We start from the raw sequence: 23,225 nt of genomic DNA, 5'->3' as shown, positions 1-23,225 counted from the left end.
TGGAGTTCCGGCGGCAGAAGAGGGCATGCGCGGGTGACGGGCTCCGTACGCCGTTGACGGCCCGGGTCAGACCGTCCGGACAGCCAGCGCCAGGAACCGGGCGTCCTCGTCCACGTACGACGTCATGCGCCACCCGGAACCGGCCAGCAGCGGACCGAGGTTGGCCTCCGCGCGCAGATCCTCCGGGGTGATCCGGCGCCCCTGCCGGGCGGCCAGCGCCGCCCTGCCGATCGGGTGGAACAACGCCAGGGTGCCGCCGGGGCGCACCACGCGCGCGAGTTCCCGCAGGTTCTCACCAGGATGCGGCAGATGCGCGATCAGACCTGCCGCGAACACGGCGTCGAGCGACTCCGAGCGCAGCGGAAGGGCGGCCACGTCGGCGAGCAGCAACTGCCCGTCGAGGTTCCTCCCAGCTCGCACCGCCTCCTCCAGCATGGCCGGGGTCAGATCCGCTCCCAGGACCACTCCCGAGGGCCCCACGGCGGCACGCAGCGGCGTCAGGGCCCGCCCGGTGCCACAGCCCGCGTCCAGCACCCGGGCGCCCTTCCGCAGCCCCAACTCGGCGACCGCGGCGGCGTAGACGGGCTCATCGCCGGAGAACTTGCGGTCCCAGTCGGCCGCGCGGGCGGTGAAGAATTCCTGGACGTGTGTGTGGTCGTCGCTCATGGTCCGCATGATCCCGCACAGACGCGAAGCACCCCACGGCGCGCATGTTCGAGCCGGACTCGGTCGTTCAGTCGCAGTTCCCTGTCATATTTCACTACCTTTCGAAATGCGCCCCCTTCGTGCTCCCGTGCCCCCACTAGCGTCCCGTGGTCATGGGACACCTGGACCACGCGGCCTTCGGCTGGCTGACCCCCGTACTGTCATACGTAATGGCCTGCATGGGCGCCGCCCTCGGGCTGCGCTGCACCGTCCGGGCCCTCGGCGCGACCGGACGCTCGCGCCGCAACTGGCTCGTCACCGCGGCCTCCGCGATCGGCACCGGCATCTGGACCATGCACTTCGTGGCCATGCTCGGCTTCAGCGTCGGCGGCACCGACATCCGCTACAACGTGCCGCTGACCATCCTCAGCCTTCTCGTCGCCATGGCCGTCGTCTCCACCGGGGTCTTCGCCGTCGGATACGGGCACGACCGCGCCCGCGCGCTCCTCGTCGGCGGACTCACCACCGGGCTGGGCGTGGCGAGCATGCACTATCTCGGCATGGCCGCGGTACGGCTGCACGGTGACGTGAACTACGACCCGGCGCTCGTCGCGCTCTCCGTGGTGATCGCCGTCGTCGCGGCCACCGCCGCACTGTGGGCGGCGCTGAACATCAGGTCGCCGATCGCGGTGACCGTCGCCTCGCTCGTCATGGGCGCCGCGGTCAGCAGCATGCACTACACCGGGATGTTCGCCGTGCGCGTGGACGTCACGCCCTCCGGCGAGGTGCTGCCCGGGGCCACGGCGATGCAGTTCATCTTCCCCCTCGCCGTCGGCCTCGGGTCCTATCTCTTCCTGACCTCGGCGTTCGTCGCGCTGTCGCCGACCGCCGGAGAACGCGAGGCATCCGCGTCCGCCCAGCGACCGGTCGAGAGCGTCGCTGCCCGCTAGAGGAGCGCCCCGAACCACACCACGAGCGAGGAGGCCATGCGTACACCCCGTAGGACCCCCAGAGCCGGCGCCGTCCCGGCGCCTCCGCCCCCGGTGCGCGGACGCCGCGCCCACGCCGGTCCGCCGGCCGACGAAGGCGCCGAAGAACTCGTCGGAGGCCTGCCCGACGAGATACCCACGCGCGCGGGACGCCGACGACTGCGACCAGGGACCGTCCGCGCCAAGATCGTCTGCCTTCTGATGGTGCCGGTCGTCTCCCTGCTCGCGCTGTGGGCGTACGCCACCGTCACCACGGCCCAGGATGTCGCCCGGCTGCGGCAGTTGCAGCGCGTCGACTCCCAGGTGCGCGCCCCGGTCGCCGTCGTCGTCGCCGCGCTCCAGGCCGAACGCGCGGTCGCCGTACGCCATGCCACCGATCCGGCCGCCGTCCCCGGCATCGACCTCAGGACCCTCGGCGAGCGCACCGACCGGGCCGTGGCGAAGCTGCGCCTCGGCGACCGCAACACCGTCGCCGACGCCGAGGAACTGCCCGCCGGAGTCGCGGACCGCCTGGAGACCTTCGTCGTCGGCGTCGAGCAACTGCGCGCGCTGCGGACTGCGGTCCTCGACCGTCGTACCGGATGGGCCGAGACGTACGCGCGGTACACCAGGACCATCTCGGCGGCCTTCGCCGTCGGCGGTGCGCTCACCGGCATCCAGGACGCCGAACTCGGCTCCGACGCGCGCGTACTGCTCGAATTCTCCCGCGCCGGAGAGGCACTGGCCCAGGAGGACGCTGTTCTCGCCGGGGCGCGGCTCGCCGGGAGCCTCGACGGACAGCGGCTGAGGCTGTTCACCGGGGCCGTGGAGACCCGCCGAACCCTCGTCGAATCCACAGCACCGGACCTGCGCGGCCCGGAACGGACCACCTGGCAGAACCTCGCGACAGGCAGCGCGTACGCCGCCCTGGCCGCTGTCGAGGACAAGGTGCTCGGCAACCACCCCGGCGCCAAGGCGATCGCCGCCGCGCCCGAAGCCGTCTGGACCAAGGCACACGCGCGCGTGCAGGGCGGTATGCGGGCCATCGAGGCGGACGCGGGCCACGACGTCGCGGACCGCGCCGACCCCTTCACCCGAGGCCTGCTCAGCCAGGCCGGCGCCGCGGTGCTGTTCGGCCTCGCCGCAGTCGCCGCGTCCCTGGTGATCTCCGTACGCATCGGACGCGGCCTCGTCGTCGAGCTGGTGAGCCTGCGCAACAGCGCCCTGGAGATCGCCCGCCACAAACTCCCGCAGGCCATGCTGAGACTGCGCGCGGGAGAAGAGATCGACATCCGCGCCGAGGCGCCCCCCGGACCACCTGCCGAGGACGAGACCGAACAGGTCGCGGAAGCCCTCGCCACCGTCCACCGCGCCGCCCTGCGCGCCGCCGTGGAACGCGCGGAACTGGCCAGCGGGATCTCAGGCGTCTTCGTCAACCTCGCGCGCCGCAGCCAGGTCCTCGTCCACCGCCAACTGAACCTCCTCGACAGCATGGAGCGCAGGTCCGACGACCCGAACGAACTCAGCGACCTGTTCCGGCTCGACCACCTCACCACCCGCATGCGCCGCCACGCCGAGAGCCTGATCATCCTCTCCGGAGCGGCACCCGGCCGGGCCTGGCGCATGCCGGTCTCCCTGACGAACGTCGTCCGCGCCGCCGTCTCCGAAGTCGAGGACTACGCGCGCGTGGAGGTACGTCAGTTCCCCGAGGCCTCGGTCTCCGGCACCGCCGTCGCCGACCTCACCCATCTCCTGGCGGAGATCGTCGAGAACGCCGCCCAGTTCTCACCACCGCACACCAGGGTGCGCATCGCCGGAGAACCGGTCGGCAACGGCTACGCCGTGGAGGTCGAGGACCGGGGACTCGGAATGGGCAAGGAGACCCTCGCCGAGGCGAACCGCCGCATCGAACAGTCCGAGGCGCTCGACCTGTTCGACAGCGACCGCCTCGGCCTCTTCGTGGTCAGCAGGCTCGCCGCGCGCCACGACATCAAGGTCCACCTGCGGACCTCGCCCTACGGCGGCACCACCGCGGTCGTCCTGCTGCCCACGGCACTGCTGCACAGCGGCGCGGCAGAACGTGCCCCGCGCGCCGCCATGGACCGGGAGCGTGCCGAGGAACGCGAGTACGCGCGCGTGCCCGCCGATGCTCCGCCCCAGGAACCGGTCCGGGCGTCGGCGGACCGCCCCGCACTGGTGGCTCCCGCACAGGCCGCGGCGCAGAACGCCCCCGAGCCCCCACCGCCAGGAGTCACCGCCCTGCGACTGCACCGTCCGCCCGAGGACCCCGGCGAGGCGGACGAGTCCGACGACCTCCCACGGCGCGTCCGGCAGGCGAACCTCGCCCCCCAACTGCGCGACCAGCGCCCCGAGGAACCGGCCCGGACCGCGGGATCCCGGAACGAGGACAAGCGCACCCCCGAGGCCGTACGGGACCGTATGACGGCCTACCGCGACGGCTGGGTGCGCGGCGGCGGCAGGTCACCCGGCCGCGGAGCCGCCCCCGGCCCCGAAACGGGCAGAGACAGCAGCGAAGGAGACCGCACATGATCAAGGACCCGGGCACCAGGGCGGAGCGGCGGTCCGGCGAACTCGACTGGCTGCTGGACGACCTGGTACTGCGCGTCGGCGAAGTCCGGCACGCGGTGGTGCTGTCCAACGACGGACTCGCGGTGGGCGCCTCCACCGATCTCAGGCGCGAGGACGCGGAACACCTCGCCGCGGTCGCCTCCGGCTTCCACAGCCTGGCCAAGGGCGCCGGCCGGCACTTCGGCGCCGGAGGCGTGCGCCAGACCATGGTGGAGATGGACGACGGCTTCCTGTTCGTCGCCGCCGCGGGCGACGGCTCCTGCCTCGCCGTCCTCACCGCCGCCACCGCCGACATAGGCCTGGTGGCGTACGAGATGGCACGGCTGGTAAAACGCGTGGGCGAGCACCTCCGCACAGCACCGAGAGCAGCGGCGCGCCCGCCCGCCGCCCGATGAGGCGAGAGGGCGGTCCGCACAGATGACCGAGGACACGACAGGCACGCTGCGGGAACCGGGCAGCCAGTGGTACGACAACGAGGCCGGGCCCCTCGTCCGCCCCTACGCCATGACGGGCGGACGCACCAAGCCCGGCCCCACAGGGGTGCGCTTCGACCTGATCGCGCTCGTCACGCTCGACCCGGGCGCGCCCAACATGTTCGACGACACCGCGCTCGGCCCCGAGCACCGGGCCATCATCGACCTGTGCCGTACGGAGACACAGTCTGTCGCTGAACTCGCCGCGGGCGCCGACCTCCTCGTCGGGGTGGTGAGGGTGCTGCTCGGCGATCTCCTGGAGCTGGGCTGCGTCACCGTCAGCCGTCCGGTGCCGCCCGCGCAACTGCCCGACGAACGCATTCTGCGCGAGGTGATCGAAGGGCTGAGGGCGCTGTAGAGCCGTGGACGAGAGACGCGGAACCACACGGACCGAGCCGAGTTGTGCACCCTTCCGGGCACCGAACAGCCGCGAGCCGGTCACATCGGGCTAATTGCGGTCCAACCACCCGTAGGGGAACAGTAGTTGTCATGATGAGAGCCATGGACGTCGACCGTTGCCGGCACTCCCGAGAGAAGTGATCGATGGTCTCCGAGCACTCCGACGCGACGGACGACGAGACGTCCGCCCTGGCGTTGAAGATACTGGTCGCCGGTGGCTTCGGCGTGGGCAAGACCACCCTGGTGGGCGCGGTCAGCGAGATCAGGCCGCTGCGCACGGAGGAACTGCTGAGCGAGGCCGGCCAGTTGGTGGACGACACCGACGGCGTGGACCAGAAGGTGACGACGACCGTCGCCATGGACTTCGGCCGTATCACCATCCGCTCGGGCCTCTCCCTGTACCTGTTCGGTACGCCGGGCCAGGACCGCTTCTGGTTCCTGTGGGACGAACTGTCGCAGGGCGCCCTCGGCGCGGTCGTCCTCGCGGACACCCGCAGGCTGGAGGACTGCTTCCCTGCCGTGGACTACTTCGAGCACCGGCACATCCCGTTCGTGGTGGCCGTGAACTGCTTCACGGGCGCCCGCGCCTACGGCGCCAAGGACGTGTCGCGCGCCCTCGACCTCGACCAGGGCACACCCGTGGTGCTCTGCGACGCCCGCGACCGCGACTCGGGCAAGGAAGTGCTGATCAGGCTGGTCGAGTACGCCGGACGGATGCACACCGCACGGCTGCTCGACTCGGTGAGCTGACGCCGGCCACGCATCTCCTGTGCCACGCGCCCGTCCTGCTTGCTCGAAGGGCGGCCGTGGGGAAGGCTGACTGACCGGAATCCTTCGGCTTGGAGGCCCTGCCGCACGGGGAGATCAGAAACATGGCACAGAACCAAGGACTTGGCTGGCTGCTGGACGATCTGACCGAGCGTGTCGAACACATACGACATGCGCTGGTCCTGTCGAACGACGGGCTCGTGACAGGCGCGAGCACAGGACTTCGCCGTGAGGACGCCGAACATCTCGCCGCCGTGTCGTCGGGCCTGCACAGCCTGGCGAAAGGCTCGGGACGCCACTTCGGCGCGGGCCAGGTACGTCAGACGATGATCGAGTTCGACGACGCGGTGCTGTTCGTCACGGCCGCCGGCACCGGCAGCTGTCTGTGCGTACTCAGCGCCGCCGAGGCCGACATCGGCCAGATCGCCTACGAGATGACACTGCTCGTCAATCGAGTCGGCGAACACCTCGACGTGGATGCCAGGCAACCCGAGCAAATTCCGTTATCAGACGCCTGACCTGCGAATACGGCACTCCGGCGAGAGTTATCCACAGGCTCGCACGGTCGGCGGCCGAACCGGCTACGTTTTTCCCGAGGCCGGCGCACAAGGCGCTGGCCAGCCACTCCACGGGGGAGACCGACCATGTCCGGCGTCAGCATCACGAAACCCGTCCAGGCCGCGGCCGCACCGGCCACCGACACGCTCCGCCCCTCAGGAGCGCCGCTCGCACCGAGCCGTGCCGCACGCGAACTGGGCTTGAAACGACGAGAGTTCGACCTCGCGGTCCATCTCGGGTGTGTACGGACCGTGCCTGACGAAGGGGGCGGCGGCCGACGCGTCGGCCGCGACGAGATCGACCGGCTGCGGGGCGACGAGCACTTCCCCGAAACACTGCGCGAACGCGTGCGAGCCGTGGGCACGGCGGAGGGTGCGACGCTCATGGATGTGACGCCCACCCGGTTCACCCGCCTCGCGCGGCTGGGCCTGGTGACGCCGGTGGCCTTCTACCTCAACCGCTACCGGGCCGTGGTCTGGCTGTATCTCGCCGACGAGCTAAGGCAGTTCGCCGCGGGCAAGGACACCGCCCCGCTGCTGACCGGCCGCACCTCCCAGGACCAGCGCGACAAGCTCGCGGAAGGCCTCGACCTGCGGCCCCGCAACTGGCGCGGGCGACAACTGGGATTTCTGCTCCGACCGGCCGACGATCCATGGGCGCGGGCCGCGGTCGTGGCGTCCTTCCTCGACCCCGCCCAGGTCGCGGAGATCGTCAACGACCCCTACGAACGCGCTCACCTGACCCGCTTCCGGCCGGATCAGCCGGCCCACGGCGCACCGGGTTCGCCCACCGCCCGGCTCGCCGAGCGGATCATGACGGCGGACGACCCGGACGAGATCGCCTGGCTCCGCGCAGACCTGACCGGAACCCTGGCCGAGGCCCGCGACCACCGTCCCGCACCGCGCCCGAGGTCGGAGCAGTACGCGCCCCCGCACGGAGGCCAGGTTCAGGAACGCGTCCGGCCCGTGCCCCCGCAGCACGACAGCCGACCCGAGGCAGCCGAGCGACCCAGGACACCCGAGGCATCCGAGGCATTCGAGCAACCCGGGGTGCCCGAGACGGCCGAGCGATCACGCGGCCTGCTGGGCCGTCTGCGCGGCAGAAGCTCCCGACCCGCACGCGACCGGGGCAAGCGCCCCGCGCGGGTCTGAACAGCGGCGGGACGCCTCAGCCCAGCTTTCGGAACAGACCTTCCTGGACGACCGAGACGAGCAGCCTGCCCTCGACGTCGTAGATCCGGCCGCGGGCCAGCCCGCGCCCGCCCGTGGCGATGGGCGACTCCTGGTCGTACAGGAACCACTCGTCCGCGCGGAACGGCCGGTGGAACCACATGGCGTGGTCCAGCGAGGCCATGTCGAAGGTCCGGGGGCCGAACAGGGGCTCCACCGGGAGGCGTACGGCGTCCAGCAGCGTCATGTCGCTGGCGTACGTCAGCGCGCACGTGTGTACGAGCGGGTCGTCCCCCAGTGGGCCGACCGCGCGCATCCACACCGCGCTGCGCGGCTCCAACTGCTGGACCTCCTCCGGGGTCCAGAGCAATCGGTCCACATAGCGGATGTCGAAGGGCTGACGGCGCGCCATACGCTCGAACTGCTCGGGCAGCGCGCCGAGATGCTCCTTGATCTCCTGGGTGACGTTCGGCAGGGACTCCGGATCCGGGACCTTCCGGGCCGGCGGCAGCTGATGTTCGAAGCTGCCTTCCTCGGGCTTGTGAAAGGAGGCGGTGAGATTGAAGATCGTGCGGCCCTGCTGCACGGCCGTGACCCGACGGGTCGTGAACGACCGGCCGTCACGCACCCGTTCGACCTGGTACACGATCGGCACGCCCGGCCGCCCCGGGCGCAGGAAGTACGCGTGCAGCGAGTGCACCGGACGCTCGCCGTCCGTGGTGCGCCCGGCGGCGACCAGTGCCTGGCCGGCCACCTGGCCGCCGAAGACCCGCTGGAGGGATTCGTCTGGGCTGCGGCCACGGAAGATGTTGACCTCGATCTGCTCCAGGTCAAGCAGGTCGACGAGTCTCTCGGCTGCGTTCGTCATGGATGCGATTCTCCTGTGCTCACAACTGGCCGACGGCGGTGACCTTGACGACGGCACGGCCCTCCGCGTCGGAGGCCACGAGGTCGACCTCCGCGCTGATGCCCCAGTCATGGTCGCCGTTCGGGTCGGCGAAGGTCTGCCGGACGCGCCACAGCCTGTTCTGCGGCTCCTCCTCGATCATCAGCAGCCGGGGGCCGCGGGCGTCGGGGCCGGTGCCGAGGTCCTCGTACTCGTCCCAGTACTTGTCCATCGCCTCGCCCCACGCGTCGGCGTCCCAGCCGGCCTCCGCGTCCAACTCGCCCAGGGCCTCCACCTGGTCGAGCGCGGCCAGCTCGACGCGGCGGAACATCGCGTTGCGGACGAGGACCCGGAAGGCACGCGCGTTGGCGGTGACCGGCTTGACCTGGTCGGCCTTCTCCTGGGCCTCCTCGGCGGTCATCACCTCCGGGTTGGCGAGCTGCTCCCACTCGTCCAGGAGGCTGGAGTCGACCTGGCGCACCATCTCGCCCAGCCAGGCGATCAGATCCTGCAGGTCCTCGGACTTGAGGTCGTCCGGGACGGTGTGGTCGAGGGCTTTGAAGGCACCCGCGAGGTAGCGCAGCACGATGCCCTCGGTGCGGGCCAGGTCGTAGTGGGACACCAACTCGGTGAAGGACATGGCCCGTTCGTACATGTCACGGATGACGGACTTGGGGGAGAGGGGATGGTCACCGACCCACGGATGGCTCTTGCGGTACGTGTCGTACGCGTGAAAGAGCAGCTCTTCCAGCGGCTTCGGGTACGAGACGTCCTGGAGGCGCTCCATGCGCTCCTCGTACTCGACGCCGTCCGCCTTCATCGCCCCGATGGCCTCACCGCGCGCCTTGTTCTGCTGGGCCGCGAGAATCTGGCGCGGATCGTCCAGCGTGGACTCGACCACCGACACCATGTCCAGGGCGTACGACGGCGACTCCGGGTCCAGGAGTTCGAACGAGGCCAGCGCGAAGGTGGACAGCGGCTGGTTGAGCGCGAAGTCCTGCTGGAGATCCACGGTCAGGCGCACGATGCGGCCGGTCGAGTCCGGCTCGTCCAGCTTCTCGACGACGCCGCCGTCCAGCAGCGAACGGTAGATGGCGATCGCGCGCCGGATGTGCCGCAGCTGCTGCTTGCGCGGCTCGTGGTTGTCCTCCAGGAGGTGACGCATCGCGTCGAAGGCGTTGCCGGGACGGGCGATCACCGACAGCAGCATCGTGTGGGTCACCCGGAAGCGGGACGTCAGCGGCTCAGGATCGGAGGTGATCAGCTTGTCGAAGGTGCTCTCCGTCCAGCCGACGAACCCCTCGGGCGCCTTCTTGCGGACCACCTTGCGGCGCTTCTTCGGGTCGTCGCCCGCCTTGGCGAGCGACTTCTCGTTCTCGATGACGTGCTCGGGCGCCTGCGCGACGACGAAGCCCGCCGTGTCGAAGCCCGCGCGGCCCGCCCGGCCGGCGATCTGGTGGAACTCACGCGCGCGCAGGGTCCGTACGCGATTGCCGTCGTACTTCGTCAGCGCCGTGAACAGCACCGTGCGGATGGGCACGTTGACGCCGACACCGAGCGTGTCCGTGCCGCAGATGACCTTCAACAGGCCTGCCTGGGCCAGCTTCTCGACCAAGCGGCGGTACTTGGGGAGCATGCCGGCGTGGTGGACGCCGATGCCGTGCCGGACGTAACGGGAGAGGTTCTGGCCGAACTTGGTGGTGAAGCGGAAGCCGCCGATCAGCTCGGCGATCCTGTCCTTCTCCTCGCGCGTGCACATGTTGATGCTCATCAGCGCCTGCGCCCGCTCCACGGCCTGCGCCTGCGTGAAGTGCACGATGTAGACGGGTGCCTGCCTGGTCTCCAGCAGCTCCGTCAGCGTCTCGGTCATCGGCGTCAGCTTGTACTCGTACGACAGCGGGACCGGGCGGTTCGCCGAGCGGACCACCGAGGTCGGGCGGCCGGTGCGGCGGGTGAGGTCCTTCTCGAACATCGAGACGTCGCCCAGCGTCGCCGACATCAGGATGAACTGTGCCTGCGGCAGCTCCAGGATCGGGATCTGCCAGGCCCAGCCGCGGTCGCCCTCGGCGTAGAAGTGGAACTCGTCCATCACGACCTGGCCGACATCCGCCTGCTTGCCGTCGCGCAGCGCGATGGACGCCAGTACCTCGGCCGTGCAGCAGATGACGGGGGCGTCGGAGTTGACGGAGGCGTCGCCGGTCAGCATGCCGACGTTCTCCGTGCCGAAGATCTTGCACAGCTCGAAGAACTTCTCCGAGACGAGCGCCTTGATCGGAGCCGTGTAGAAGGTGACCTCGTCCCGGGCCAGCGCCGCGAAGTGCGCACCCGCCGCGATCATGCTCTTGCCGGACCCGGTGGGCGTCGACACGATCACGTTCGCACCCGAGACCACCTCGATCAGCGCCTCCTCCTGGTGGGGGTAGAGCGTGAGACCGCGCTCCTGGGCCCACGACTCGAAGGCTTCGTAGAGGGCGTCGGGGTCTGCGGTCTGCGGCAGCTGATCGATGAGTGTCACGCCCCCATCTTGCCTGTGATCGCAGGTGATGGGGGAATCGGATGCCGGCCCGAAGATCACGGCCGCTACGCTGTGTCGCCGACGGAGCGTCAGCGCACCCGGTCAACTGGACAGCGGCGTACGAGGAATAGGGCGGAAAACGGCCATGATGGGACCAGCACACTCACTCTCGGGGGCCGCTGCCTGGCTCGGTGTCGGAGCCGCCGCTGCCGCGGCCGGCGAACCGATGCCCTGGCCGGTCGTCCTGGTCGGTGCCCTGATCTGCGCAGGTGCCGCACTCGCCCCGGACCTCGACCACAAGGCGGCGACCATTTCGAACGCCTTCGGCCCGATCTCGCGCGGCCTGTGCGAGATCGTCGACAAGCTCTCCTACGCTGTCTACAAGGCGACGAAGAAGCAGGGCGACCCGCGCCGCTCGGGCGGGCACCGGACGCTGACGCACACCTGGCTGTGGGCGGTCCTGATCGGTGCGGGTGCCTCCGTCGCCGCGATCACAGGGGGCCGCTGGGCGGTCCTGGCCATCCTCTTCGTGCACATCGTGCTCGCCATCGAGGGCCTGCTGTGGCGGGCGACCCGCGGCTCCAGTGCCGACATCCTGGTCTGGCTGCTGGCGGCGACCAGCGCCTGGATCCTGGCCGGAGTCCTGGACAAGCCGGGCAACGGCGCGGACTGGCTGTTCACGGACCCGGGGCAGACCTACCTGTGGCTCGGGCTGCCGGTCGTGCTCGGCGCGCTGGTGCACGACATCGGGGACGCGCTGACGGTGTCCGGCTGCCCGGTGCTGTGGCCCATCCCGATCGGCCGCAAGCGCTGGTACCCGCTCGGCCCGCCGAAGGCGATGCGGTTCCGGGCGGGCAGCTGGGTCGAGCTGAAGGTGCTCATGCCGGCGTTCATACTGCTCGGGGGAGTGGGCTGCGCGGCGGCGCTCAACTTCATCTGACGCCCCGGTACGAAGCCCCTGGCGGGGCGGCCCGCTCAGCCCTGGCCGCTCCCGCCGCCGTACCGCCGTTCGAAGGCGGCGACGCGGCCCTCGGTGTCCACCGTCCGGGCCTTGCCGGTGTAGAAGGGGTGGCTCTCCGAGGAGATCTCCACATCCACGACCGGGTACGTCTCGCCGTCGTCCCAGTCGATGGTCTGCTCGCTCGTCGCGGTGGACCGGGTCAGGAAGGCGTATCCGGCGACCCGGTCGCGGAAGACGACCGGGTGGTAGTCGGGCTGCTTGTCCTGCTGCATGGATGTTCTCCTTGCTCGGAAAGCTCGGAAAGCTCGGAACGCTTGGTTCAGCCGGGCGGTCGGCCCCGCGGGGCCCTTGGGCGGGCCGGACGGTCAGCCGGACAGGGCGTCTTCGTCGACGATGTGCATCGCGGCCTCCTCGGCCGAGGCCGCGGCGCCGTCGATGCCCACGTCGGTGGCGATCAGTCCGCTCTCCCCGTCCTCGTGCGCGCCCTCGTCGGGGGCCACCAGACGGCCCGAGCGGGCAGTGCCCACCTCGTTGTCCAGCGGCTCGCCGTCCGTGCCCGCACAGTCGCCGATGCCGTCGCCGTCCGCTGCCGCGATGTCCGGAAGCTCCTCGGCGAGGCGCTGGTCCAGGGTCTCGCCCTGCCGGCGTTCCGCCGCCGTCACACCGGAGCGCTCCACCGCCCAGGGCCGGTCCGGAGGGGACCAGCCACGGTCGAGGGGGTCACTGACCCCGTCGGTGACCAGGGTGTCCTCGCCGTCCAGCAGGCCCGCGTCGTCCTGTACCTCGGATCCGTCGGGCTGGTAGACGTCGTCTCCCCATCCCTCGTCACTGTCCACGGGTACCTCCAGGTGCGTGGGGACCGGCCCCGGCGCCGCCCGCAGGGGCGGGCAGCCGCTTCCAGCGTTCCACCCACCGTCGGGACCGCGCAACGGGACGGAGCCGATCCGGCCCCGCCCCGCCGCCCGGTCACCGGTGGGTCACCCGTGCCACGACCGCCACAGCGCCGCGTACGCGCCGTCGGCCGCGACCAGCTCGTCGTGGCTGCCCAGCTCGCTGATCCGGCCGTTCTCCACGACGGCGATGACGTCCGCGTCATGGGCGGTGTGCAGCCGGTGGGCGATGGCGACGACCGTACGGCCGTCCAGGACCCGGGCAAGGGACCGTTCCAGATGACGGGCCGCGCGCGGGTCGAGGAGCGAGGTCGCCTCGTCCAGGACCAGGGTGTGCGGGTCGGCCAGGACCAGCCGGGCCAGTGCGATCTGCTGGGCCTGTGCCGGGGTGAGCGCGAACCCGCCCGAGCCGACCTCGGTGTCCAGGTCCTCGTCCAGCGCCCGGGCCCAGCCGTCCGCGTCGACCGCGCCCAGCGCCGCCCACAGCTCCGCGTCCCCGGCGTCCGTGCGGGCGAGGAGCAGGTTGTCGCGCAGGGAGCCGACGAAGACGTGGTGCTCCTGGTTGACCAGCGCGACGTGCGAGCGGACGTCCTCGGCGGGCATCCTCGACAGCTCGGCACCGCCCAGGGTGATCCGGCCGGTCCGGGGCGCGTAGATCCCGGCGAGCAGCCTGCCCAGCGTGGACTTGCCCGCGCCCGAGGGGCCCACCAGGGCCAGCCGGGTGCCGGGCGCGACCTCCAGGGACACCTGGCGCAGCACGTCCACGCCCTCCCGGTAGCCGAAGTGCACCCGGTCCGCGTGCACGTCCCGCCCGTCCGGGGCCAGCGAGGGGTCACCGGCGTCCGGCTCGATGTCCCGGACGCCGACCAGCCGGGCCAGCGACACCTGGGCGACCTGCAGCTCGTCGTACCAGCGCAGGACGATCCCCACCGGGTCGACGAGCATCTGGGCGAGCAGCGCGCTCGTGGTCAGCTGGCCCACGTCGATCCAGCCCTGGAGCACGAAGACCCCGCCGACCATCAGCACCGAGCACAGCACCGTCACATGGGTGGCGTTGATGACCGGGAAGAGCACGCACCGCAGCCACAGCGTGTAGCGCTCCCAGGCCGTCCACTCCGTGACTCGCCGGTCCGACAGCTCGATCCGGCGTTCGCCCAGGCGATGGGCCTCGATGGTCCGGCCGGCGTCCACCGTCTCCGCGAGCACGGCGGCGACGGCGGCGTACCCGGCGGCCTCCGAGCGGTAGGCGGAGGGTGCGCGCCGGAAGTACCAGCGGCAGCCGACCACCAGCAGCGGCACCGCGAGGAGCACGGCCGGTGCCAGCGGTGGCGCCGTGACGACGAGGCCGGCGAGCAGCAGCGCCGCCCACACCACGCCGATGGCGAGCTGCGGTACGGCCTCGCGCATGGCGTTGGCGAGCCGGTCGATGTCGGTGGTGATGCGGGAGAGCAGGTCGCCCGTGCCGGCCCGCTCCAGGACGCCCGGGGGCAGGCCGACCGACCGGACGAGGAAGTCCTCGCGCAGATCGGCCAGCATCCGCTCGCCGAGGATCGCGCCGCGCAGCCGCACCTGCCGTACGAACACGGCCTGTACGACCAGCGCGGCGGCGAACAGGCCGATGGTGAGTTCCAGATGGAGGTCGCGGGCGTCGTCCGAGACCCGCTCGACGAGGTCGCCCAGCAGGTACGGGCCGACCATGGAGGCCACCACGGAGACCGTGTTGACGGCGACCAGCAGCAGGAAGGCACGGCGGTGCCTGCGGAACAGTTCGGCCACGTAGGCGCGTACGGTCGCGGGGGCTCCGACCGGCAGGGTGCTCGCCGTGGTCGGGGCCGCCGGGTCGTACGCCGGTGGCGCCACGCCGATCATGCCGTCTCTCCGATTTCCTTGAGTTCTTCCAGTTCGTTCAGCTCGTCGAGTTCGTCCAGCGTGTCGCCGACGGCCGCCTCGTCCTCGATCTCCCGGGTCACCACGGCCCGGTACCGCGGCTCCTTGCGCACCAGTTCGCGGTGCACACCGACCGCGGCGACCTCGCCCTCGTGGACCAGGACGACCCGGTCCGCGTGGTCCAGGAGCAGGGGTGAGGAGGTGAACACGACGGTCGTGCGGCCGGTCCGCAACTCCCGTACCCCGTCGGCGATCCGGGCCTCGGTGTGCGAGTCGACGGCCGAGGTCGGTTCGTCGAGCACGAGCACCTCGGGGTCCGTGATCAGCGACCGCGCCAGCGCCAGCCGCTGGCGCTGTCCGCCCGACAGCGACCGTCCGCGCTCGGTGATCCGCGCGTCCATCGGGTCCTCGGCGTCCAGCGACCCCTGCACGAGCGCCTCCAGCACATCCCCGCACTGGGCGGCGGCCAGCGCCTCGGCGGCGGTCACCGCACCCGACGCGGGTACGTCGAGCAGCTCGCGCAGCGAACCGGAGAGCAGCACCGGGTCCTTGTCCTGGACGAGGACGGCCGTGCGGGTGCTGGAGAGCGGCAGCTCGTCGAGCGGTACGCCGCCGAGGAGCGCCGACGTGCCCTCCTCGGAAGGGTGTCCGCCGAGGCGTTCCGCGAGCAGTCCCGCCGCGTCCGGATCGCCGCACACCACGGCGGTCAGACACCCGGCGGGGGCCAGCAGCCCGGTCGACGGGTCGTACAGATCCCCGCTGGGCACGGCCGCCTCCCGCGAGCCCGCCGTGTCCGTGGCGCGCTCCAGGGACAGCACCCGCGCGGCCCGTTTCGCGGAGGGCCGTGAGAAGGAGTACGCCATGGCGATCTCCTCGAAGTGCCGCAGCGGGTACGACATCAGCATGATCGCGCTGTACACGGTGACCAGCTCGCCGACGGTGATCCGGCCCTGCTCGGCCAGGTGCACACCGTGCCAGACGACCGCGATCATCAGCAGACCCGGCAGCAGCACCTGGATCGCCGAGATCAGTGCCCACATACGGGCGCTGCGCACGGCCGCGTGCCGCACCTCCTGCGAGGCCCGGCGGTAGCGGTCGAGGAAGAGTTCCTCGCCGCCGATGCCGCGCAGCACACGCAGTCCCGCGACGGTGTCGGAGGCCAGTTCGGTCGCGCGGCCGGCCTTCTCGCGCTGGAAGTCGGCCCGACGCGTCGCCCGGGGCAGCAGCGGCAGCACGGCGAGAGCGAGGACCGGGACACCCACGGCGACGACGATGCCGAGCGCCGGCTGGTAGACGTACAGGCCGACGCAGACCAGGACGACGGTCAGTGCGGCGGCGGTGAAGCGGGAGAGGGCCTCCACGAACCAGCCGATCTTCTCCACGTCACCCGTGGAGACCGCGACGATCTCACCGGCCGCGACCCGCCGCGTCAGCGCCGAGCCCAGTTGGGCGGTCTTGCGGACCAGCAGTTGCTGGACGCGGGCGGCGGCCGTGATCCAGTTGGTGACCGCGGCCCGGTGCAGCATGCTGTCGCCGAGGGCGATGGCGACACCGCACAGCACCATCAGGCCGCCCGCGAGGGCCAGCCGACCGCCCGAGCGGTCGACGACGGCCTGCACGGCGAACCCGACGCCGAACGGCAGCCCGGAGACTGCCACGAAGTGCACCAGCCCCCAGGCCATTGCGGTGAACTGTCCGCCGAGCTGGTTGCGGAAGAGCCACCACAGGAATCTGGAGCCCGAGCGCGCGTCCGGCACGCCTGGGTCGGGGTACGGAAGGTCTTTGATCTTCATGACGTCCCAGTGGCTCGCATCTCGCAGGAGGGGGGAAGGGGATGGGGATGGGGGTATGGGGGGAGGAGCCCGAAGGCCGACAACGGGCCGTGAAAGGTTCGCGCCACAGCGTGGCCGGAGGCAAACGGTTTTCCGTCGAGAGGCGGGGATTCGGACCGATTGGCCTTTGTTCGCCTCATTGCCGCGAGGGGCCGACTCCCCGTAGAACACCGGCCATGAGAAACCGGATCATCATGTCCATGCTCGCCGGAGCGACCCTCCTGGCGAGCACCCTCCTCGGGGCGAGCCCCGCCCAGTCCGCTCAGCCTGTCGACGTACCGGCCGAGTTCGGCACCGACTGGCACGACCCGGTCACCGCCGCCCCGCCCGTCACCAGACCGACCGGCGGCCGGTCCTGCGAAGTCACCGTCGCCGAGGCCCAGTTCAAGGACTTCACGCCCTACACGGGCACGTACACACCCCCGAGCGGCTGCGGCGCGAGCTGGAGCAAGGTCGTGCTGCGGATGGACGGCACGGTCAAGGGCCGCCAGTACGACCGCCTCGGCTACCTCCACATCGGCGGCGTCGAAGTCCTCCGTACCTCCACCCCGCAACCCTCGCCCGACGGCATCGCCTGGTCCGTCGAGAAGGACGTCACGCGCTACAGCGACACCCTGAGCGCGGCCCAGCCTGTCGAGATGCTCATCGGAAACGTTGTCAACGACACCTACACGGGCATCCTCGATGTCAAGGTCACCCTGACGTTCTACGCGGGCAAACCCGTCGCGAAGGACACCCCCGACCGCGTCCTCACCCTCCAGGAGGGCACCCTCACCACCCCGCGCAACAGCGAACGCATCGTCGCCGAGGTGTACGCGACCGGGTCGGGCGGCGGCTGCGAGGAGTACTGGTACCTCACCGTCCCCGACGCCGCCCCCTACTCCTGCAAGGCCACGGACGGCCCGTACCGTGAGGTGCAGGTCAAGGTCGACGGCCGACTGGCCGGAATCGCCGCCCCGTTCCCGACCGTGTGGACCGGCGGCTGGTCCAACCCCTTCCTCTGGTACGTGATTCCGGGACCGCGCGCCTTCGACATCAAGCCGATCGAATACGATCTCACCCCTTTCGCCGGACTCCTCAATGACGGCCGCCCGCACGACGTGGAGGTCTCCGTCGTCGGTGTCCCCGAAGGCCAGTCGGGCTGGAGCACCCCCGTCAACGTCCTCGTCTGGCAGGACGCGAAGCGCGCGCATGTCACCGGCGGGCTCACCGTCCACCGCGAAGGCGACCTCACCAATTCCTCGACCTACACGCCCGGTTCGGCCGACGAGCAGCACCGCCTCGACACCGAGGGCGGCCACCGGCTGACCGTCTCCGGGTACGTCGACACCTCGCACGGCCGGGTCACCACCACCGTCAGTCGCGCCCTCGCCAACACCTCCGTGCACCGCTGGACCGACGGCGAGAACACCGACGGACTCACCGCCACCTGGACCGACGCCGAGAACATCACCGTCGACGGGCGCGGACCGGCCCGGACGACCCGTACGGGGCGGACGTACACGATGGACGGCACGACCACGCTCGGTGCGGGCGACCGGCTGCGGACCGTGCTGACACTCGGCGACCGGGAGACCGTCACCGAGACGTCCGGGGGCCGGCGACTCGCATGGTCGTGGCTCGACGACTCCTACGCGGGCGACGCGACGTATACGGCGAACGTGCCGCGCGACCAGCGGCACGCCGTCGGGACGACGAGCGAGCGCTACCGGCTGTACGGCTCGGCCGGATGCCACGACCGTTCGCTGGTGACCGTGCAGGGGGTGCTCACCGAGGACCGCGACGGCTACTGAGGGCGCTGTGCGTGCGCTGGGGGCGGTCGATGATTTACGCGGCTGAAATACACAAGTTGCAGTCGGGATCCACGACTCCCCGATAGTGATCGGCGCGGAAGGACTTTTCCGCATCCCAGAATCCCCCTGGAGGAGTGCTCGTGCCGCAGTCCGTACCGTCCCTGCCGCGACGCGTCGCACGCATACTGCGTACCTCACTGTTCGCGCAGGTTGCCTGCGCGCTCGTGCTCGGAATCGTCGTCGGAAAGCTGTGGCCCAACGTGGCCACGGATCTTCAGCCGCTCGGCGACGGTTTCACCCGGCTCATCAAGACGATCATCTCGCCGCTCGTGTTCTGTGTGGTCGTCGTCGGCATCGCCAAGGCCGGAGACCTGAAGGCGTTCGGCCGGATCGGGCTCAAGGCCCTGATCTGGTTCGAGGTGGCGAGCACGCTCGCCCTGATCATCGGGCTGCTCGCCGCCAACATCGTCCAGCCCGGCTCGGGCATGAACGTCGACCCGTCCACGCTCGACACCTCGGCGGTCGACGCGAAGACGGGCGGCGGCTCGCTGCCCTCGACGACCGAGTTCATCGTCAACGCGATTCCCACCAGTTTCATCGGCGCCTTCGCCGAGAACTCGCTGCTCCAGGTGCTGATCCTGGCCTGCCTGGTGGGCGCCGCGCTGCTGCACCTCGGTCACACCAAGGTGCCGAAGGTCCTGCCCGCCATCGAGCAGGCCCAGGAGATCATCTTCGCGGTCGTCGGCTTCATCATGCGGCTCGCCCCGATCGCGGTGTTCGGCGCGATGGCCGTCCTGATCGGCCAGTACGGACTCGGTGTGATCGAGACGTACGCCAAGCTGATCATCCTCTGCTACGCGGCCGCCGCGCTCTTCATCGCGCTGCTCGCCGTCGCCCTCAAGATGGTCACCGGGCTCAGCCTCTGGAAGTTCCTGCGCTACATCCGTGAGGAGATGCTCCTCGCGCTCGGCACCGCGTCCACCGAGTCCGTCATGCCGCGCGTGATGCTGAAACTGCGCAAGGCCGGCGCCCGCGACGACGCCGTGGGTCTGGTGCTGCCCACGGGGTACTCCTTCAACCTCGACGGCGCCTCGCTCTACCTGTCCATCGGCACCCTGTTCATCGCGCAGGCCGTGGGCGTGGATCTCAGTCTTGGTCAGCAGATCACCGTGATCCTGGTGCTCATGCTCACCAGCAAGGGCATGGCCGGCATCCCCGGTTCGGCCTTCCTCGCCCTGTCCGCGACCGCCTCCTCGCTCGGGGCGATCCCGGCCGGCGCCGTCGCCCTGCTGCTCGGCGTCGACCGCATCATGGACTCGATGCGCGTCGTCACGAACCTGCTCGGTAACTGTGTGGCAGTCTTCGCCGTCTCCCGCTGGGAGGGTGCGCTGGACCTGGACCGCGCCAAGAAGGTGCTCGACCGGGAGATCGTGATCTCGGAAGAGGATGACGAGGAGGCAACTCCGGTGGCGGAGGTCCCCCTCCAGAAGGGCGACGTCAAGGAGCCCGCGAGCTGACCTGAGGCAACCGAACGGGCCGTGGGTCCCCCTCCAGCTGGTACGGGAGGGGGACCCACGGCCCGTTGTCGTGTACGTCAGCAGCGCCGCTCGGGCGGCGTTCCGGCCCCGTCCGTCAACGTGTCCAGCAGTACGCCGAGTACCGCGCGCTCCTTGTCCGTCAGCGGCGCGAGGACCTCCTCCGCCGCCGCCCTGCGTGCTCCGCGCAACTCGCTCAGCGCCTTGCGCCCCTCGTCCGTGAGTTCGATCCGGATCACCCGGCGATTGTCGGGATCGGGCACCCGGCGCACCTTGCCGCTCGCCTCCAGCGCGTCCACCAGCGTCGTCACCGCTCGGGGCACCACCTCCAGGCGCTCCGCCAGATCGGCCATCCGGGGCGGGGATCCGTGATGCTGGAGGTGGTGCGAGAGGTTGCGCAGCAGCCGGGACTGGGCCGGAGTGATGCCGACTCCGCGCTGCTCCAGCTGGTGTTTGTGGATGCGGTGCAGACGGCGGGTCAGGCTCAGAAGCTGGTCGGCGAGCGGACCGTCGGCGTCGGGGGAACTCATACGGGAACAATAACAGGATGCAGTTCATTGTGAACATAGGTAACAATGAGCTAAGGTCAGTCAGTCGTCATCACCTTGTCTCCCGAAGGAGCCCATGAAACCCGACCGTCAACCTGCCTGGACCCCGTCCGCCGATGCGGCGGACCAGCCGCACCAGGTCCGCCGCATCCTGAAACTCTTCCGCCCCTACCGAGGCCGGCTCGCTGTCGTCGGCCTGCTCGTCGGCGCGGCCTCCCTCGTCTCCGTCGCGACCCCCTTCCTCCTGAAGGAGACCCTCGACGTAGCGATCCCCGAGGGCCGCACCGGTCTGCTCAGCCTGCTCGCCCTCGGCATGATCGTCAGCGCCGTCCTCGGCGGCATCTTCGGCGTGCTGCAGACCCTGATCTCCACGACCGTCGGCCAGCGCGTCATGCACGACCTGCGCACCGCCGTCTACGGCCGCCTCCAGAGCATGTCGCTCGCCTTCTTCACCCGCACCCGCACGGGCGAGGTCCAGTCCCGCATCGCCAACGACATCGGCGGTATGCAGGCCACCGTCACCTCCACCGCGACCTCCCTGGTCTCCAACTTCACCAGCGTCGTCGCCACGATCGTCGCGATGGTCGCCCTCGACTGGCGCCTGACCGCCGTCTCGCTGCTCCTGCTGCCGGTGTTCGTCTGGATCAGCCGCCGCGTCGGCAACGAACGCAAGCGGATCACCACCCAGCGCCAGAAGCAGATGGCCGTGATGGCCGCCACCGTCACCGAGTCGCTGTCGGTCAGCGGCATCCTGCTCGGCCGCACGATGGGACGTGCCGACTCGCTCACCCGGTCCTTCTCCGAGGAGTCCGAGAGCCTGGTCGACCTCGAAGTGCGCTCCAGCATGGCCGGCCGCTGGCGGATGGCCGTGATCGGCATCGTCATGTCCGCCATGCCCGCCGTCATCTACTGGACCGCCGGTCTCGCCCTCCAGTTCGGCGGCCCGTCCGTCTCGATCGGCACACTCGTCGCCTTCGTCTCGCTCCAGCAGGGCCTGTTCCGCCCGGCCGTGAGCCTGCTCAGCACCGGCGTCCAGATCCAGGCCTCGCTCGCGCTCTTCCAGCGCATCTTCGAGTACCTCGACCTGCCCATAGACATCACCGAACCGGAGAACCCGGTCCACCTCGACACGGTCAAGGGTGAAGTCCGGCTGGAGGGCGTCGAGTTCCGCTACGACGACAAGAGTCGCCCCATCCTCGACGGCATCGACATCACCGTCCCGGCGGGCGGCAGCCTGGCCGTCGTCGGCCCGACCGGCGCCGGCAAGTCCACGCTGGGCCATCTCGTGCCCCGGCTGTACGACGTGACGGGCGGCCGCGTGACCATCGACGGCGTCGATGTCCGCGACCTCGACTTCGACACGCTCGCCCGCGCGGTCGGCGTCGTCTCCCAGGAGACGTACCTCTTCCACGCCACGGTCGCCGACAACCTGCGCTTCGCGAAGCCGGACGCCACCGACGAGGAACTGCACACGGCGGCACGAGCGGCCCAGATCCATGACCACATCTCCGGTCTGCCCGACGGCTACGACACCGTCGTCGGCGAGCGCGGCCACCGCTTCTCCGGCGGCGAGAAACAGCGCCTCGCCATCGCCCGTACGATCCTGCGCGACCCGCCCGTCCTCATCCTGGACGAGGCGACCAGCGCCCTGGACACCCGCACCGAACACGCCGTCCAGGAAGCCATCGACGCCCTATCGGCCAACCGCACCACGCTCACCATCGCGCACCGCCTGTCCACCATCCGGGGCGCCGACCAGATCGTGGTCCTGGACGCCGGGCACGCCGTCGAGCGGGGCACGCACGAGGAACTGCTGCGCCAGGACGGGCGGTACGCGGCCCTCGTACGCAGAGACTCCCAACTGGAGCCGGCCGGGTGACATGCGACGTCGTACAAGACGAAGATATGCCGGGTTTGTAACGTTTTGCGGGTTACCGTGCCCGCATGCAGATGAACACTCCGTCACGGAGCACGATTCGCCTGACGCGCCGTGGCCGGGCCGTCCTCATCGCGACCGGGGCCGTCGTCGCGGCCACCGCCGTGGCGGTGCCGCTGCTGAGCGTCGACAGCGAAGGGGACACCCGGCCGACCTCCCTCCTCATCCCGGAGGGCTGGCGCTCCATCCAGGTGTACGAGGCGGTCGACAAGGCCCTCGCCCTGCCGGCCGGGAGCACCAAGAAGTCGATCGCCAAGGCCCGGCTGAAACTCCCCAACGACGCCGAGGGCAACCCCGAGGGCTATCTCTTCCCGGCGACCTATCCGCTGAAGGAGAAGGCCACCCCGGAGTCCCTGCTGTCGTTCATGGTCGACACCGCGAACCGGAAGTTCGGCGGTGCGCCGGTCACCGCCGGGGCGCAGCGCAACGCCATGAACGTCTACCAGGCCGTCACCATCGCGAGCATCGTCCAGGCCGAGGCCGCCACCAAGCAGGACATGGGGAAGGTGGCCCGGGTCGTCTTCAACCGGCTCGAGCGCGGGATGCCGCTCCAGATGGACTCCACGATCAACTACGCGCTGAACAGGTCCACGCTCAGGACGACTGCCGCCGACACCCGACTGAACAGCCCGTACAACTCCTACCAGCGCATGGGTCTACCGCCCACGCCGATCGCCAACCCCGGCGAGGAGGCGATGCGCGCCGCCATCAACCCGACCCAGGGCGACTGGCTGTACTTCGTCACCGTCAAGCCCGGCGACACCCGCTTCACGGCCGACTACGCCGAACATCAGCGCAACGTCGCCGAGTTCAACCAGAACCAGAAGAACCGGCAGCCCGCGAAGTGACCTGACGGGTCAGAGGACCGTGCGA

The 23,225-nt window shown here is 70.4% G+C and carries 20 protein-coding genes; 12 read left to right on the top strand and 8 right to left on the bottom strand.

The window, feature by feature from the left end; translation table 11 throughout:
- Window positions 1-66: 66 nt before the first annotated feature.
- Window positions 67-675, bottom strand: a complete 609-nt coding sequence (locus ACWCRB_RS08910; RefSeq protein WP_450995379.1) for a class I SAM-dependent methyltransferase — start codon at window positions 673-675, stop codon at window positions 67-69.
- Window positions 676-818: 143 nt separating this feature from the next.
- Here ACWCRB_RS08910 and ACWCRB_RS08905 point away from each other — a divergent pair, with 143 nt between their 5' ends.
- The 7 genes from ACWCRB_RS08905 to ACWCRB_RS08875 all read left to right on the top strand — a co-directional run bounded on the left by ACWCRB_RS08905 (window position 819) and on the right by ACWCRB_RS08875 (window position 7,551).
- Entirely contained in the window at window positions 819-1,595 is a 777-nt protein-coding gene (locus ACWCRB_RS08905) for an MHYT domain-containing protein (protein WP_369030046.1), read from the top strand.
- Between the two features lie 36 nt (window positions 1,596-1,631).
- Window positions 1,632-4,163, top strand: a complete 2,532-nt coding sequence (locus tag ACWCRB_RS08900; protein ID WP_450995378.1) for a sensor histidine kinase — start codon at window positions 1,632-1,634, stop codon at window positions 4,161-4,163.
- Window positions 4,160-4,597: a roadblock/LC7 domain-containing protein gene (locus ACWCRB_RS08895; protein WP_369030044.1), complete on the top strand. Its 438-nt coding sequence runs from the start codon at window positions 4,160-4,162 to the stop codon at window positions 4,595-4,597. Before ACWCRB_RS08900 ends, ACWCRB_RS08895 begins: the two co-directional genes overlap by 4 nt.
- A 22-nt stretch (window positions 4,598-4,619) precedes the next feature.
- The gene (locus tag ACWCRB_RS08890; RefSeq protein WP_450995377.1) at window positions 4,620-5,033 is read left to right on the top strand and encodes a DUF742 domain-containing protein; all 414 of its coding nucleotides are present in this window, start codon (window positions 4,620-4,622) and stop codon (window positions 5,031-5,033) included.
- Between the two features lie 185 nt (window positions 5,034-5,218).
- The gene (locus ACWCRB_RS08885; protein WP_450995376.1) at window positions 5,219-5,824 is read left to right on the top strand and encodes a GTP-binding protein; all 606 of its coding nucleotides are present in this window, start codon (window positions 5,219-5,221) and stop codon (window positions 5,822-5,824) included.
- Window positions 5,825-5,946: 122 nt separating this feature from the next.
- Window positions 5,947-6,360 carry a roadblock/LC7 domain-containing protein gene (locus ACWCRB_RS08880; protein ID WP_450995375.1) on the top strand — a complete coding sequence of 138 codons (414 nt, stop codon included), beginning with the start codon at window positions 5,947-5,949 and terminating at the stop codon, window positions 6,358-6,360.
- Between the two features lie 126 nt (window positions 6,361-6,486).
- On the top strand, window positions 6,487-7,551 hold the full coding sequence (locus ACWCRB_RS08875; protein WP_450995374.1) for a DUF6397 family protein: 1,065 nt from the start codon (window positions 6,487-6,489) through the stop codon (window positions 7,549-7,551).
- Window positions 7,552-7,567: 16 nt separating this feature from the next.
- On the opposite strand, the gene ACWCRB_RS08870 is transcribed toward ACWCRB_RS08875, so the two are convergent.
- Both ACWCRB_RS08870 and ACWCRB_RS08865 read right to left on the bottom strand, forming a co-directional pair.
- The gene (locus ACWCRB_RS08870) at window positions 7,568-8,437 is read right to left on the bottom strand and encodes an acyl-CoA thioesterase (RefSeq protein WP_369030039.1); all 870 of its coding nucleotides are present in this window, start codon (window positions 8,435-8,437) and stop codon (window positions 7,568-7,570) included.
- A 19-nt stretch (window positions 8,438-8,456) separates the two neighbouring features.
- Entirely contained in the window at window positions 8,457-10,970 is a 2,514-nt protein-coding gene (locus ACWCRB_RS08865; protein WP_450995373.1) for a DEAD/DEAH box helicase, read from the bottom strand.
- A gap of 145 nt (window positions 10,971-11,115) precedes the next feature.
- Here ACWCRB_RS08865 and ACWCRB_RS08860 point away from each other — a divergent pair, with 145 nt between their 5' ends.
- A complete protein-coding gene (locus ACWCRB_RS08860) occupies window positions 11,116-11,910 on the top strand; it encodes a metal-dependent hydrolase (RefSeq protein WP_450995372.1) in 795 nt (264 codons plus the stop codon).
- Between the two features lie 35 nt (window positions 11,911-11,945).
- Here ACWCRB_RS08860 and ACWCRB_RS08855 read toward each other — a convergent pair whose 3' ends face one another.
- The 4 genes from ACWCRB_RS08855 to ACWCRB_RS08840 form a co-directional block, all read right to left on the bottom strand.
- On the bottom strand, window positions 11,946-12,203 hold the full coding sequence (locus tag ACWCRB_RS08855; protein ID WP_369030036.1) for a type B 50S ribosomal protein L31: 258 nt from the start codon (window positions 12,201-12,203) through the stop codon (window positions 11,946-11,948).
- Between the two features lie 93 nt (window positions 12,204-12,296).
- Complete coding sequence (locus ACWCRB_RS08850; RefSeq protein WP_450995371.1) at window positions 12,297-12,767, bottom strand: DUF5709 domain-containing protein; 471 nt, start codon at window positions 12,765-12,767, stop codon at window positions 12,297-12,299.
- A 141-nt stretch (window positions 12,768-12,908) separates the two neighbouring features.
- On the bottom strand, window positions 12,909-14,690 hold the full coding sequence (locus ACWCRB_RS08845) for an ABC transporter ATP-binding protein (protein ID WP_450995370.1): 1,782 nt from the start codon (window positions 14,688-14,690) through the stop codon (window positions 12,909-12,911).
- On the bottom strand, window positions 14,687-16,501 hold the full coding sequence (locus ACWCRB_RS08840; protein ID WP_450995369.1) for an ABC transporter transmembrane domain-containing protein: 1,815 nt from the start codon (window positions 16,499-16,501) through the stop codon (window positions 14,687-14,689). The genes ACWCRB_RS08845 and ACWCRB_RS08840 overlap by 4 nt, the downstream gene beginning before the upstream one ends.
- A 215-nt stretch (window positions 16,502-16,716) precedes the next feature.
- On the opposite strand from ACWCRB_RS08840, the gene ACWCRB_RS08835 reads away from it, so the two are divergent.
- Together ACWCRB_RS08835 and ACWCRB_RS08830 are read left to right on the top strand one after the other, a co-directional pair.
- Window positions 16,717-18,333, top strand: coding sequence for a peptide-N4-asparagine amidase (locus tag ACWCRB_RS08835; RefSeq protein ID WP_450995368.1), 1,617 nt, complete (start codon window positions 16,717-16,719; stop codon window positions 18,331-18,333).
- 140 nt (window positions 18,334-18,473) lie between these two features.
- A complete protein-coding gene (locus tag ACWCRB_RS08830) occupies window positions 18,474-19,850 on the top strand; it encodes a cation:dicarboxylate symporter family transporter (RefSeq protein ID WP_450995367.1) in 1,377 nt (458 codons plus the stop codon).
- 77 nt (window positions 19,851-19,927) lie between these two features.
- Here the strand turns inward: ACWCRB_RS08830 and ACWCRB_RS08825 are convergent, their stop codons facing one another.
- On the bottom strand, window positions 19,928-20,398 hold the full coding sequence (locus tag ACWCRB_RS08825) for a MarR family winged helix-turn-helix transcriptional regulator (RefSeq protein ID WP_450995366.1): 471 nt from the start codon (window positions 20,396-20,398) through the stop codon (window positions 19,928-19,930).
- A 94-nt stretch (window positions 20,399-20,492) separates the two neighbouring features.
- Here ACWCRB_RS08825 and ACWCRB_RS08820 point away from each other — a divergent pair, with 94 nt between their 5' ends.
- Window positions 20,493-22,295 carry an ABC transporter ATP-binding protein gene (locus ACWCRB_RS08820; RefSeq protein ID WP_450995365.1) on the top strand — a complete coding sequence of 601 codons (1,803 nt, stop codon included), beginning with the start codon at window positions 20,493-20,495 and terminating at the stop codon, window positions 22,293-22,295.
- 65 nt (window positions 22,296-22,360) lie between these two features.
- The gene (gene mltG / locus ACWCRB_RS08815) at window positions 22,361-23,200 is read left to right on the top strand and encodes an endolytic transglycosylase MltG (RefSeq protein ID WP_450995364.1); all 840 of its coding nucleotides are present in this window, start codon (window positions 22,361-22,363) and stop codon (window positions 23,198-23,200) included.
- Window positions 23,201-23,225: the final 25 nt, after the last annotated feature.

Source organism: Streptomyces sp. NPDC002156, assembly GCF_053593675.1.
This window is presented reverse-complemented; position numbering and strand designations above follow the sequence as displayed.